The organism is Chitinophaga sp. 01L420 (assembly GCF_056399985.1).
This window is the reverse complement of the sequence record NZ_JBFTSK010000098.1, coordinates 1-13,777: the sequence shown is the minus strand read 5'-3', so window position 1 is coordinate 13,777 and position 13,777 is coordinate 1. Positions and strand designations below refer to the sequence as shown.

Below are 13,777 nucleotides of genomic sequence, written 5' to 3'. Positions count from 1 at the left end.
ACATAAGAGCGTGCGCTGACTCAATAAACAATATTACTAAGTATCCCAGTTCACCATTGCCCTATTTTTTAGGAAACTCTTGTTTAGACTATGAGAAAAAGTATTGGATGAATATTCATAAGCCTTTGCTCATAAGAAAGGAAATTGTTGATAGGGTTAAAAGTGCTAAAGCAATAAAATATATCTTAAATTATGGAGACAGAAGAATCACTGAAAAGTGTGGGAGACAACCCGATTTTGGTAATGGGTTAGTTTACTATCGAATTGAATTGTTGGATAAATCTTTTTCGGACTTACTGCAAGAAAGACTTAGGACGCTGGAGAAATAGGAGGAAGCGCATTATTATCCATTTGGGCTGACAATGGTGGGGATTAGTTCGAGTGCGTTGAGGAGGGCGAATTACGCGGAGAACAGATTCAAGTATAATCGGAAAGAGTTGCAGAATAAGGAGTTCGGCGAGCTGGAAAAAGGCACAATACCAGCTAATTTAATGCAACAATTTTCCAGACTGGAAAAACTTTCTCCTGCTCATAAAGATCATATAATCGCTGTGATCGATGCCTTTGAGGCAAAGGAAAAACTTTATTCAAAAATAAGAGGCCCTTGCGAATAGCAAGGGCCTCTTATATAAGGTAACCACAACTGTGGTCTAACCGCCTTATTACCCCCAAATTTCTATTTCGGAATCGGCGGTAACCATTCACTAACGGAAGGCACTGTACGGCCAGGAGCAGCACCGGGACCGGCATTGTGGCCACTACTATCCTGTGTCATCTGCCAGTTGAGCGTGTATAACGTATGCCACATGTCCACATTGATTTTCGCCGCCGGAATATTCGGTGTGGTGACAAGCAGGTTACCTGCGGGAGCACCTTTGCCATATTGATAAATGGTCATATTGTAATCGCCGGGTGCAGTGCCTGAATTGTTGTAGTAGAGTACGAACAGAAATGTAGAGCAATTGTCTCCCACGGCTGCCAGATCCAGATAGGTAGCATTGGTTGGCAGGCTGAGGGTAGGCGATGCGCCATTATTACCGGAAAAGCAATTGACGGGGTTTCCATTCAGATCAAATGCCTGGATCCGGGCAAGATTAAAACCACTTGAGGCAACCTGCTCGAGGACGAGGATGGTGCCATCATGAGAGCAGGTGACCGCAATGGGAGTGAAAAGAAGGCCGGCCCTGCCGCCGCTTCCGTTAAAGTTCAGCGCCTTCCCTGCAAAAGCCCGGGCCAGTGGAATATTGTTGTCGGCAAGCCCTGGATCATCTGGAAGAGGGGTGATCATCATCTTACAGTATTTTTGACTCACACCTATGATATGTTTGCTGGGGTGCAGGGTGACCGAGTCCGGGAAATAAGGGAATCGTCCATAACTGTTTTGGCCGGTGGACATATCAAACGACGGGGAGTTATCATCCAATATGACCTTACGTAAATGATAGCCGCCACCGGTATCCAGGCAGCTCCCGATATCTTCGCTGTTACAGGATTTACGCGGGTCAATGTAGTAGTTGCCTAAATCAGGAGATTGCGGATCAGGAACCGGCAGGTTATTTTTTAATACAAAATTCCCATTATCCATTTTGAATTTAGGTGGGAAACTATCATATATCAAATGCGACAATCCAGATAATGCGCAGGTAGGAAATTTTACTGCATTCATATCCATTCCGGGAATATTAATATTCTGAAATGCATAGAGCTGCCCATCGGAATGATTGGAACAATCTGTAATCCCTAATCCGGCGGCTTTCCAGGAAAGACCTACCATACCATAGCGCTGGCTGATGGCAAGGCCCATCCATTCCGAAATAGCATTCCCTGTTTGACTGTTATCGGCATTGGAAAGCGTTCCTGTGGGAGGTAAAGATTGCGGCATCCAACTATACTGACCGGAATAACCCAGTATAGCTGTATGAATGTAAACCGATTTGCTATTCAGCGGTATGGGCACCTGGACCAGGTACAAAGTAATGTCGGCGGTGTGCTGTTCATCGTTTTCCAGCACCCCGGTAGTAGCTTTACCGGCGGTCCAGTTATCGATATAAAAATCTACCTCGAACTTAACCTTGCCACCAAGCGTATTTTCGAAACTGGCACTCAACGTAGTGGGATAGCTGGATGGATCAAGAGGTACCTGGGATGAAGTAATGCTGGGACGGTTCTGATCCAGGTATATCATTTTGGCAACGTAGCTGGCCTTTGCGCCTGAGGGGACAGCAGGGAATGTATGGTGACCGGGATCAGGATGGATCGTGAGGGTGCTGGTAATGGTGGTGGAAATGTTGTTGGAAATCATCCAGGGGCTGTCTACCACCTCTACTATTGTTTGCGACATTTGTGCAATATCGGCGGCGATATTTACGGCGACCATCACCCAGCCGGCAAAGGGTATTTCATCTTCTATTTCGCCTTCCACGATTTGCTTTTCGCACCAGACCAACAGTTTTGTAACCGCCTTACTGAAAATAATCTGTCCGATCGTAGAAAATTCAACCCAGTTAAGCTTTTTGTCGACAAGCCCCACATACAGAAAATCTCCGCCAAAATAGGTAATCCCAAGGGCAAGAGCCGCTGCAATAAATTTTGAGTCGTTAAATAAAGCATAGGCTGGCTTCCAGCTTTGCCCTGCCACGCCTACACCCATGAATATGGAAGGCAGCACAAAATTCAACATGGCGGTTGTTACACCGCCAATAACGGCACTCTTGGGATACTGATTTTTGCCTGTTCCCAGGCCACAGCCATAAATATTAGCAGAAACGGCGCCTTCGGGGAAAGTGACCTTTACGGTGAGCGTTCCGGGAAACTTAGTATCCGGCACGCCAAATATGGTATCGATAGGACTTATCCAGCCAATAAACCGTAAATCATCATAGTCCAGTTGCAGGTCTGCAACAATTTCGGCAGATAGGCCACCATCATCGGGTTGCCAGTCTGGTGTACTCATCGCATTATCATCTGCATCAACAAACTGGATATAGGCGGCCAGGCAACGGATATAAGTATTTGTCATTGTTATCTCAACCTGGCGCTTACCTGAGTCGATCACTTTCATACTTGTTTCAAGGCCATATGTTGGGTCTGTAGTTGCAAGGGCTGCTGTCCAGTGGTCGTCTTTTCCGGCACGGGTTTTCAGACTAACGGGCATGTATACACCTGCTGCCATCTCTGCATTATCGCCGGCAGATTTTACGCTGGTGCCTTCCTGTAAAGTCCAGCTTGTTCCCTTCAGACGGGCATCGTTCTTGGTACTGACTTGTACGGCCGTCATAGCCTCTCCGGCAGCTTTGATGGTATCGGTAGTTGGGGTGAGGAGTTGCTGTGGCCCCATGGCGTCTGTATCAATGGGCTGATAGTTGGCCCATCCGGAGTTAACTGTGGGAGGACCGGCAACAGCCATTACACCAGCAAGCGTTTGTATTAGACCATAAGTAATGGGTGCTTTAAACTGGTCCATGTGTTCACTGATGTAGTTGAAGATAGTAGTGTCTCTTGTGTTAAGATCTCCATGATGACGTATCAGGGTTTCGGCGGTTGTTCCGTAATCACTATGCTTTACTTTGACGCCTGGCTGTTCATTTTTCATTGCGCCGTTTCCGGTTGTCTCGTTGGGAACGGCCAGGATATCTACATGATGGATACCGGATTTGCCGGGAAGGGTGTTGGTTTTATTTTGATGCCGGATGGTATACCGTATCACTGTTCCTTGTGGAATATGGACCGGATGCGGTGTATAGTGTGTAAGGGCGCTGTCTTCCAAATGGGCCAGCGAAGGGTGTTCCTTCCTGGCTTTCGACCGCGATTCAGCCGTGTGTTCAATGAGGGGGTGTTTTTCTCCGGCAATATATACCCAGTAGTCTTCCCCCGGCAATTTATCTGAAAGGTTTGTATGAAAAATATAGGCCGTGGTGGCTTTGCTGGTGGGAGAGGAAGCAGTAGACTGCATTTGTTCAACGGACATAAAAAATATTTTAAAAGTTTGGAAGATCAGTATGTAAGCGTGTCGGCAGCAATGCCTGGAAGCCCGTGTGCACCAGACTTTCCTGAACAGTTTTTATTAGGATTGGAGGAGCTGGGGCCACCATTTCCTGCCTTCCCGGCCGTACCGGGGTAATGAACAGGCGTTCCCGTAACGGTAGCACTATTGCCTTTGAGCACAATTCCTGCTGCAAGTCCGCCATTGCCACCTGCACCACCACCTGCACTGTAGGCGCCAAAGCCACCATTCCCCCCATTGCCGCCACGGGCGGGAGCAAATTTATCAGTAGTGTCTACTACCAGCTTAGCATCAACCAGGACAATACAAAAAGAAGCACCACCCTGAGCGCCGCCACCGCCGGCACAAAGCGCATAGCAGGAATTAGAGGAACCAGTACCGCCGTTTCCTCCCGATGTTCCGAGCCATCCAAAAGGAAAAACGCCCGCATCGCCTTTGACACTGCCATTAGCCGCTCCTCCATCTCCACAATTAGCATAGTCGGCCCCATGACACATAAGGCAACATGACATGGTACCTGCTGCTCCATCTGATCCATCTGCTGCTACGGCTCCGTTTAAATTCACATTGGACATCGTGATGGTGCTTCCCTTAAATGCCTGCAGCACAGTGGTTGCTATCCTGGTTGATCGGGGAGATGCGTTCAGTATAAAATTTTCAAAACTGACGTTTACCGGATTGTCGATAATAAATATTGGAAGGCCCATTTCAACAGCTCCAACCCATGTTTGGCCTCCTGTAGGCTGCCATTGAGGGTCCAGGCCTCCGATAAAGGTGAGATTTTTGGAAATCTCTATTGGTAATGGTGGATAATACTTTCCATATCCCACCGCCACCACTCCATTGTCAGGCGCTTTCTCTACAGCCGCCTTGAAGGTCTTACAGGGGTGGCCGGAAGTTCCGCAACTATTATCATCTGTACCATCGAGAGATAGATATACCGTATCTGTACTTTTTTTACCAGATGCCTTGGTTATTCGCGGTGCAGGTGTTTTACAAGGAGAAAATTTCACTTTATTCAAATCTGCCCCGCGGAAAAAACGCTTTAGGGAACAAGGCAGCACCGTTCCTTCAAAACTGGGAGGTTGAGGGTTCAGCGAGTCCCGTATCTCTATTAATCCAAAAAAAGCATCCGTTAAATTGGTTTGATTGAAATTGGTTGCACTTGTATTGGCATAACTAAACACTGCTCCTTTAAGGGAAGCCCCGGTAAAATCTGCTTGCCTGCAATCCGCATTCGAGAAATTTGTTTGTATGGAACCGGATAGCTTTATTTTAATAAATCTCCTGCAGGAGCTTCCTCTTTTCATAAAAAAAGTTTAACAATTAATAAAGTATTATCGTAACACGGGTTTTACCTGATTGGCCTGACGTGGATTGGTATTGCAACCAGGATCACTTTTACCACATTCGGAAGAATTTAAAAACTGTTGTCCGTAACTATCAGTTAATCCAAGACTACTACAGTCGAAGGTGGTATTACAAGCCAGATTTAAAAAGGTGAGATTTGCATTGCCATCGTCATAGATAGTAGCGAGATTACCAATTGTTGTCAGGGAATTATTTTCGAGGAAAATGGCAGTGAGCACCTTTAGCTTGCTTAAATCACCTACTTTGGTAAGTTTGTTGTAAGAAAGATCCAGGTAATTCAAATAATACTGATGCGAAAAGTCCTGCTGGCCAAGCTGATTATAAGAAGCATCAACAAAATTCAGATAACAGTCTGCATCGAACTGAAGGGTGGTGAGCTTATTGCTGGAAGCATCCAGGTAGATCAGGTTCAATAGGCCGCGAAGGTCCAGAGAAGGCAGGTTGTTATTRGCAACTTTAAGTGTAGCGAGTTGTTTCAAATGCCTCAATAAGCCGCCATCGCTAATGTTATTCTGACTTAGATTAAGCGTACGAAGGTTTTTAAAATACTGAAGCCCCTCCAGGTTGCTGATGTTATACCCCGCACAATTAAGTGTCAGTACCTTTACGGCCAGCGAATCTGTAATGACCTTGGTATTGTCTCCATTAAAAAGCTCATGAACAATAGCCGCCCTCAAGTTGGGATCGGGGAAGTGAATGGTACCCACGGTATCTTGTACGCCGCCGCCACAATTCGGTTTTATCCATACTGTTTGTGCCGTATGTTGTGAATTACAATGAACGGTATTCCAGTTGGGCACAATCCATTGCTGGCCCTGACACTTGGCGTTTTCACCATTGGGGCAGGTAACGGGAGCGGTTAATTTGGGTAATACCGTTGCTCCATACTGTTTTTGATTAATAGTAATAGTACCGCAAAGAGTTCCATCCAGATTCTGGCAACAAGAATCCGGGGGGAGCATAACCGCATCTGCAAAATTAGCATAAAGAACCGTTGCATTGGTAAAATCAGCTCCACCCAACTGCGAACAGCTTAAATCTACGCCAGCCGCACCTGAGTCAGCCAGTAGTTTGGCCGTATTAAAGTCAGCATTCTGGAGAATGGCGCTGGTAAACAATACGCCTTGCAGCGAACTATTGTTAAAACTGGCCCCCGGCATTACCGCTCCCGTAAAATCGGTTGTTGCCATTGTRCAATTGGCAAACTGTGTACGGATAGCAAATACATTGTTAAAACGGACGCTGTTTAACGAGGCTTTATTGAAAGAAGATCCCGATATATCTGCACCTGAAAAATCAGCAACACCATAAGTTCCCGCTGAATTAAAAAAGGCATTATCAAAAGAACAGCTATCGGCATGAGCACCTCTCAATAAAGCGCCTGACATCAAAGCAGCAGAAAAGTTCCCACGATCTAAAATGGCATTGTTCATAGTAGCCCCGGAAAAATCGGCGTTACTATTGTTGGCGCCAGTGTAACATTTGACATCTGTTAGATCTGCAAATACCAGACGGGTACCTCGTAGCTTTGCATTGAATAGCAAAGCGCCTGATAAATTGGCGTAACTCAGGTTAGCATTGGACAAGTCCGCACTTGACATAATACACCTGCTAAAATTAAAATGCGAAAAATCATTTCCCTGCATTTTGGCGCCGGTAATATTCCTGGAAGCAAAAGAAAATGTTTTGGCGTTAAAGCCTGATATCCTGCAATGACTAAGATCCGTATACGACCAGTTTGCGGTAGACCACCGCGCAAGAGGAAACTGGCCCAGGACAAGGGCTGTACCCACAAATTTTGTCCGGGCAGAATCAGCAGACGGTTTGATGGTCATGAATGGGCCAAATTGTACCCCTATCATTTGGGCATTTGTAAAATCTGTAGCAGTAAATTCAGCGTATTGCAAGTTGGCGTCCTGCATTTTTGCACCTTGAAAATTGGTATGATTGAGGATGGTGCCAGATAGATCAACGTATGATTTTGCCGATTTCTGCATGGTGGCATTTTTGAAATTGGCGCCTGTCAGGTCCATGTTCTGAAATTGGGCGCCATTGAGTGTCGAATTTGTAAAGTCTGCGCCTATTAGTGCGCCCTGGGACATAGTTGTAAAATTATAATCAGTCATATTTTTCCCCGAAAAATCAAGATGTTTATTCGAAGGATTTTTATGCTGGGCCAGCCCACTAAAAGGCAGCGTCGACAACGTTAGCAATAAAAACAGCGAGAAGGTTTTCATAAGATGATAATGATAGGATATGACCCAGGAAAAATGACAACCGCCAGCTAAAACATTCCGCAGGAGAGGAGCTGGGTATGATGCAGAAAAAGTGGGTCAGATCAGGTGATTCATATTAACTGATGCAGCATGGATATTCCATTGCAGCATCAACTTGTGATGCTGCCGAAAAAAATGATATTACATGGGTTGTTGTTAAGCGTTACAGGTTAGTGGGCATTAACATCCCGTGTGCTATGTATTGAACATATACAGCAGATTAGGATACAAATATGCCTGATGCCTGAATTAAACGGATACCGTCATGGGAGTACTGGGTTATTTGAGGGTTTTAAAATAGTTCTYAGGATATGTAACCGGTGTAACTTTTCTGTCATAGCACCTTTGCTGATCTATGACTGGAGTGCTATACCATTTGATTGTCTTCCTGTCTATACTGAGTATATCTCAAAAAGCTAAAACTAAACTATTAAAACTTTTCCAATGCGAAAAATATTTTTTTTTGTATTGGAAATAAATGTTGAGTAAACAATTATTTAATTAAGATAGCTTACCTTATATATACAGAAAGGATAGCGGTCTAATTATTTTACTTAGGCCGCTTCATAATTTAGCCGGTCTGTCTTTTATCACATGAAGAACTGCTCTGAAATAATTTTACCATCTTTTACATGATATACGCAAAGCTCATTCATCTTTACACGGTCTTTGTCAATCAGTTTGATGTCCATAGTAAGTACAAAGGATATGACATTACCCGCAATCAATGGTGTTGAAACAGTAGTGCCATACCTGGCTATTAATGTAATTGTAATATCTTGGCTTCTTCATAGATTTAGGGTAGTTTAAAATTTCACTTCAATTGATTTGAATTAACCCAATCAAAAAAAGGAAACATGACATTTGGACAATGGTTGCAAACGCTTACGAAAAGCAGTCAAAGTAGTTGTTAACCCCAAACCAGCTGACCCCGTATACACTGTTCCGGTAAATGTTGTATGTGGCAATACGGCAATAGCAGTATCAAACTACCAGGCGGGTATAAACTATAATGTTCGTCTGAGATATAGTGGTATTCAGGGGCTTGTTTTAGATACATCATATGTGGTAATGAATACCGGTAATTTTATCGTACGGGATATCAATTATGTCACACATGCCCAGGTAGATATTTCTGTGCAGGCAGTAAACGCCATTACAGGGTGCCGGTCGGATAGTGTTCAGATGGGCTTTATCTATGGCGGCCATGCCGGTGCACCCAGTGTAAGTACGGACAGTGTAACTATCTGTAAATTTGATAGTACTACTTTACATGCTTTTTATCCACCGTCACTTTATGCCACATTCCATTGGTATAATGCAGCTGTTGGCGGTAATTTGTTATTCACCGGTCCTGATTACAGGGTTAGTCCGGCAGTTACCACCACTTATTATGTGGGAAAGGCTTCCTGGTTTCGGAGTTGTGAATAGTCTTTGGCTGTAAAAGCAATGGCCAACATTAACTGTCGGCCATTGCTGCAGGAAATCAGTTTTTTTATACTAATGCTCCAGGAAAAATAACATCGTATTAATAATATAATCAGGAATTGCTTTTGCATGCGCTTTATCCTGAATAGGTAAATATTGTACATCTGCACCTCTGTTTTTCATGGCATTATAAGCATGGAGGGTATTAAATGGAGGAACCAGTTCATCCGCAGTGGAATGTACCAGTAATACAGGAGCTGCCGGTTTCCAGTCATAAATATCATTTTTGTGCAACGCATTAATAAGAGCAGTATCTGTTCCATTCAATACCGCATTTTTAAATGATGGCTGCAAAAGATCTGTAGGGTTGGTGGGTAGCGTAACAGTAAAAAGATTATGATTCGTAAGTTGTGTTGCATATGGTTCATAAAAGAAACTGTTCAGGGGTCTGTTTAATCCATAAATTCTGTTAAATGAAAGCAATACCCATATCCGGCTTTGCATATAAAAAGTATCATGAACTGCACCTGAGTTCAGCCACTCTTTGGCTGTTTCTGTAGCATCGTATGCACCAGCTCCAAAAGAAGATGCTGTTACTTGCAGTGATGGAATCTGCTCCTGAATCAGTCGGTGTGTTGCCATAGCCGCAGCACCACCTTCTGAATAACCTGCCAGGTATAATTTATTATCCCAGTTAATATGCTTGTCTGCCAATACTTCTTTAGCAGCATTAATCATATCGGCTGTTGTGCTGGCAAGCGAAGGAGTATACTGATACGGATGCAGTAAATTGGAAGTGGTTCCATACCCGATATAATCCGGTATCACCACAGCATATCCCAATGCAGCTATAAGAGGTACCCAGGTTTGTACAAGTGAACCGTCTTTAAAGTTGGAGGCAGCCTGTGTTGGGTCAATAACTGTTCCATTATCAAAGCTGATCAATGAAACATGATCAGCATATTTCGGTAAAATCATTAATCCGCTTGCTTCTACCATTGTGCCATCTGTGTTGGGCGTAAAATAAGTAACCTTATAAACTCCTACCACTAAACTGACAATATGTGTCCATAGGGAGTTAGGATCAATCCCGTTTACAGTTGATGTGGTCCTTGCATTAAGATTTTCTCTTTTTATTTCCTGTTCTCTGAGTAATTCAACCCTGGGTTTTAAATGCGCTTTTTTATCAGGATCAATAGCGCTTTTTTTGCATCCTGTTATCAGTAAGCCGGCAACCAGCAATACTGAAAAGGAAATTCTGGATAGTACGGGGTGCATCATGATTTTAAGGTTTTTAGGATTGGAGGTTAAGATAGAGTGATTATTTTGATAGTTCCATGGTTAACATTCCAGGTGTTTAAATGTTCATTGGGCAACAAGGATTCAATAAAAAATAGCACACTGGATGGTCATCAAAATAGTTCAGATTCAAATCTCGTGCATTATGCCTGAATATAGCCCGCAGGAAAATAGAAATTATTGTTGTTGGAATGAATCCGGGATACTGAAGATAATAAGAATTGAAAATTTATGCAAATGACAAAAGCTACCGTCATAATGGACTTAATTTTCCAGGTAGGTAATTTACTGATTCAAAAAGGAGCCGGCTCCTTTTTCATAAACGAGTGACGGGGATAGGGAAACATAAAAGAGATGAGCGAAGACCAGTGCCCCTGTTTGCACGGGTCTTCGCTCATCTCTTTATCATAGAAACGCTAGTTCTTTTTTAAGTAGGTTTTATTCCCGTTCTTATTAATGTAGTACTGTCCTCCGCGTGGGCCCTGGTAAATTGTTCTACCTTTGGCATCGGTACCTATTGCCTGATCGCTGGTATTGGTGTTAGCGGGTGCAGGCGTATTTACGGTAGCGGGCTTTTTAGTAGTAGTGGCCCGGGTGGGAGCACTGTTGCCAGGCGCAGTCACTGTAGGACGGGTAGTGGTAGCGGCAGGTGGGGTAGTGGCCTCCCTGCTCTTTTTCACTCTTGTTTTTTTGGGTGCATCCGTCGCGGTAGCGGTGGTAGCTGCAGTCGCAGCTGTGGGTGCCGTAGCCGTTACTTCTTTACTTTTCCTGGTCCTTGTTTTTTTGGGTGCATCTGTAGTAGTGGCAGTTGCATCTGTTGGTGCTGCGGTGGTTACCTCCTTGCTTTTCCTGGTCCTGGTTTTTTTAGGTGCATCTGAAGTGGTAGCGGAAGTAGCGTCTGCCGGAGCAGTAGCGGTGACTTTAGGGGCTTTGGTTCTTGTTTTTTTGGTAGTGGTTGTAGCTTCATCTTTTGTGTCAGTGGCCTTATTGGTGGCCTGTTTCTTTTTCTTCTTTTCTGCTTTGGAAGCCTTCTCTGTTGTTTGTGGCGTGGTGGCGTTTTGGGCATGGACTTTCATCGTTCCAGCCAAAAGTGTACCTACCAGCAACAGCATGGTGATTCTTTTCATAGCAAGATGATTGGGTGTTGATGAATAAAAGAACTCTCTGGAAAAAAATGACAATCAGGGTGTACGTATGTACCTGCAATTTATGGTATTTTTTACGGTTAACAGGATGACTTTTAGCTAATGATGGCCAGCATATGGGAAATGGCATCGGGTGCATGCAGGGCGGCTGTTTGACTCGTCCTGATATAGCTATCAATACACTATGCCCCCTTCAGATACTCTCTAACCTCCTCTTCGCTCAAGCCGGTGTATTCACAAAACTCGGATACTGAAATGTATTGCCATTGCGACTTCCTGAACATTTTTCTCAGTTTTTGCATGAGGATTCTGGCGGAGCGGTCGCTCTTGCCAAACATGTTTTGAATGTCTTTGGTGTATATCACCATCCTTTGAGGTACGTTTTTCGGCATAATCCGGTAAAAAGCGGCAAGAGCGGAACCTTCGTTTTTTCACACACTTGCCTGTGAATAATTTCGCATTGTACTTCGAAGTGCAGCCTATCTGATCAGATGGAACGCTTAAAAGGCATAGCGATGAAAACTGCCTTTTTTTTAAACGAAAACATTTTAACTATGAGTAAACAAGATGGATTGCTCCAGTTTAATGGCGCAATGGAGAACCTATCGTTTTACAAAACAAAACGTGGGTATGCAGTCAGAAAAAGAGCCGGTGTATCAGTTGGGCGGATTTCTTCCGATCCTCTATTCCAACGTTCCAAGGAAAATGGCCAGGAGTTTGGCCGTGCTTGTAAAGCCAGCAAATTGCTTCGTGCGGGCTTCCGTAATATGATTGATAGGGTAGCGGATAAAGGGGTAGCTACCCGACTCACCAGGGAGTTTTCGAAAGCAATAAAGGCCGATGCGAAAAGTGATCGCGGTTTACGTAATGTCATAGATGGAGAGGTTGGATTCATTGAGAACTTTGAGTTTAATATGAACAGCGTAATGGATACGTCGCTATTTGCGCCTCTAACGGCCACGCTTGACCGTGTGGCGGGAACAGGAAGCATTGTAGTACCTCCATTTATTCCGACAGAGGGTGTTGAAGCTCCTGATGGTGCCACGCACTTCATTCTCAGATGTGGCGTTTGTGGGATCGACTTTACAGGAGAAAAATATGAAAGTGCAGAAGCCGGTAGCGGTGTATTAATACTGGATAGTAATAATACCGCCCCGCTTACGCTTACCGCCACAATTTCTCCCAACAGCACCTTTCCATTGTTCCTGGCACTAAGCATTGAGTTTGTGCAGGTGGTAAATGGAAAGTCTTACAAACTGTCGAATGGTTCATACAATTCCATGAAGATGGTGGCGGTATCCGCCTCAGCTTAAGGGAATGTAATTTTTCATCTTTAAAACAAGTTTTATATGGAATTAATTCAGCGATTAGTAGCCCCCACACCACCATTCTTTAGGAAGGTGCGTAATATCGGTCTAATACTCACTGCTCTTGCAGCGGCAGTGATAGGGCTACCCATACAGCTCCCTGAAATAGTGGGAAATGTAGCTGGTGTACTCGCCGTAGCAGGCAGCATCATGACAGGTGTAAGCCAGGCTGCTGTGCAAAAGGAGTAGCCTCGCTTTGCTGTCTGTATTGAGTACAGTTGCAACAACTCCGTATAGTTACCAGGCCCCCGCATTTAGCGGGGGCTTTTTTACAGCTTGTTTTTAATCATGAAAGTAATTAGTCTTCTTGGGGTAACTGCCAGGCGGATTTTTCGGGGAGATTTTTTAATAACCATTGTCGTTTTATTTAGGGTTAATAAATGATAGACATTTCTAGAGCGTACATGGAATGTAGCAAGGTTATTTTTTCATTTTCAAAATTAGAATGCTATTTTGAGAAGTTTGTTAATATATGTGACAATTTTTAATCAGCCCAGGGGACGGATTTAACGCCATTTTTTCCTGGGTTGCTTTTTTATTTTGCTTAAATATTGGCGGGAAATGCCCAGGTAGGAGGAGAGCTCTGTATCCGTGATCCTGTTAGCCAATTTGGGGTATTCCTGAAACAGCAGGTTATAGCGTTCCTCTGCTGTATTATTTAACCATATGGCTCTTTCTTCTGCCAACTCATAGTAATACTCTGTCAGTTTTCTGCCTACTTTATTGAACTCCGGATGTGTGTCATATATGGCTTCCAGTTTTTCCCAGGGAATGGCCAGGCAAATGGTAGACTCCTTGGCAATTAATTTATCTGCACTGGCTGTTTGCCGGAAAAAGCTTTTTACAGATGTGATAACATCATTTTCTGTGAAAAACCATTTAGCCTTT

Annotated in this window: 11 protein-coding genes; 4 read left to right on the top strand and 7 right to left on the bottom strand. The window is 44.0% G+C overall.

Features of this window, described 5'->3' with window-relative positions:
- Nucleotides 1-329, top strand: a 329-nt coding sequence (locus tag AC1DP6_RS36150; protein WP_477059255.1) for a hypothetical protein, incomplete at its 5' end; no start/stop codon positions are given.
- A 347-nt stretch (nt 330-676) separates the two neighbouring features.
- Here AC1DP6_RS36150 and AC1DP6_RS36145 read toward each other — a convergent pair.
- The 4 genes from AC1DP6_RS36145 to AC1DP6_RS36130 form a co-directional block, all read right to left on the bottom strand.
- Nucleotides 677-3,967: a hypothetical protein gene (locus AC1DP6_RS36145; RefSeq protein ID WP_477059254.1), complete on the bottom strand. Its 3,291-nt coding sequence runs from the start codon at nt 3,965-3,967 to the stop codon at nt 677-679.
- Nucleotides 3,968-3,993: 26 nt separating this feature from the next.
- Nucleotides 3,994-5,313, bottom strand: coding sequence for a pentapeptide repeat-containing protein (locus tag AC1DP6_RS36140; protein WP_477059253.1), 1,320 nt, complete (start codon nt 5,311-5,313; stop codon nt 3,994-3,996).
- 27 nt (nt 5,314-5,340) lie between these two features.
- Nucleotides 5,341-7,611, bottom strand: coding sequence for a pentapeptide repeat-containing protein (locus AC1DP6_RS36135; RefSeq protein ID WP_477059252.1), 2,271 nt, complete (start codon nt 7,609-7,611; stop codon nt 5,341-5,343).
- A 629-nt stretch (nt 7,612-8,240) separates the two neighbouring features.
- Nucleotides 8,241-8,411, bottom strand: a complete 171-nt coding sequence (locus tag AC1DP6_RS36130) for a SnoaL-like domain-containing protein (RefSeq protein ID WP_477059256.1) — start codon at nt 8,409-8,411, stop codon at nt 8,241-8,243.
- A 103-nt stretch (nt 8,412-8,514) separates the two neighbouring features.
- Here AC1DP6_RS36130 and AC1DP6_RS36125 point away from each other — a divergent pair, with 103 nt between their 5' ends.
- Nucleotides 8,515-9,081, top strand: a complete 567-nt coding sequence (locus AC1DP6_RS36125; protein WP_477059251.1) for an immunoglobulin domain-containing protein — start codon at nt 8,515-8,517, stop codon at nt 9,079-9,081.
- A gap of 69 nt (nt 9,082-9,150) precedes the next feature.
- On the opposite strand, the gene AC1DP6_RS36120 is transcribed toward AC1DP6_RS36125, so the two are convergent.
- Together AC1DP6_RS36120 and AC1DP6_RS36115 are read right to left on the bottom strand one after the other, a co-directional pair.
- Complete coding sequence (locus AC1DP6_RS36120) at nt 9,151-10,359, bottom strand: alpha/beta hydrolase family protein (protein WP_477059250.1); 1,209 nt, start codon at nt 10,357-10,359, stop codon at nt 9,151-9,153.
- Between the two features lie 434 nt (nt 10,360-10,793).
- Nucleotides 10,794-11,504, bottom strand: a complete 711-nt coding sequence (locus AC1DP6_RS36115) for a hypothetical protein (RefSeq protein ID WP_477059249.1) — start codon at nt 11,502-11,504, stop codon at nt 10,794-10,796.
- 572 nt (nt 11,505-12,076) lie between these two features.
- Between AC1DP6_RS36115 and AC1DP6_RS36110 the strand changes: the two genes are divergently transcribed.
- Both AC1DP6_RS36110 and AC1DP6_RS36105 read left to right on the top strand, forming a co-directional pair.
- On the top strand, nt 12,077-12,835 hold the full coding sequence (locus AC1DP6_RS36110; RefSeq protein ID WP_477059248.1) for a hypothetical protein: 759 nt from the start codon (nt 12,077-12,079) through the stop codon (nt 12,833-12,835).
- 36 nt (nt 12,836-12,871) lie between these two features.
- On the top strand, nt 12,872-13,078 hold the full coding sequence (locus tag AC1DP6_RS36105; protein ID WP_477059247.1) for a hypothetical protein: 207 nt from the start codon (nt 12,872-12,874) through the stop codon (nt 13,076-13,078).
- A gap of 317 nt (nt 13,079-13,395) precedes the next feature.
- Here the strand turns inward: AC1DP6_RS36105 and AC1DP6_RS36100 are convergent.
- On the bottom strand, nt 13,396-13,777 hold a 382-nt coding region (locus tag AC1DP6_RS36100; protein ID WP_477059246.1), incomplete at its 5' end, for a Crp/Fnr family transcriptional regulator.

What these genes read in the sequence shown, in the direction of transcription:
- AC1DP6_RS36105 (WP_477059247.1), top strand. Translation starts at nt 12,872, where the DNA reads ATGGAATTAATTCAGCGATTAGTAGCCCCCACACCACCATTCTTTAGG.
- AC1DP6_RS36110 (WP_477059248.1), top strand. Translation starts at nt 12,077, where the DNA reads ATGAGTAAACAAGATGGATTGCTCCAGTTTAATGGCGCAATGGAGAAC.
- AC1DP6_RS36120 (WP_477059250.1), bottom strand. Translation starts at nt 10,359, where the DNA reads ATGATGCACCCCGTACTATCCAGAATTTCCTTTTCAGTATTGCTGGTT.
- AC1DP6_RS36115 (WP_477059249.1), bottom strand. Translation starts at nt 11,504, where the DNA reads ATGAAAAGAATCACCATGCTGTTGCTGGTAGGTACACTTTTGGCTGGA.
- AC1DP6_RS36140 (WP_477059253.1), bottom strand. Translation starts at nt 5,313, where the DNA reads ATGAAAAGAGGAAGCTCCTGCAGGAGATTTATTAAAATAAAGCTATCC.
- AC1DP6_RS36145 (WP_477059254.1), bottom strand. Translation starts at nt 3,967, where the DNA reads ATGTCCGTTGAACAAATGCAGTCTACTGCTTCCTCTCCCACCAGCAAA.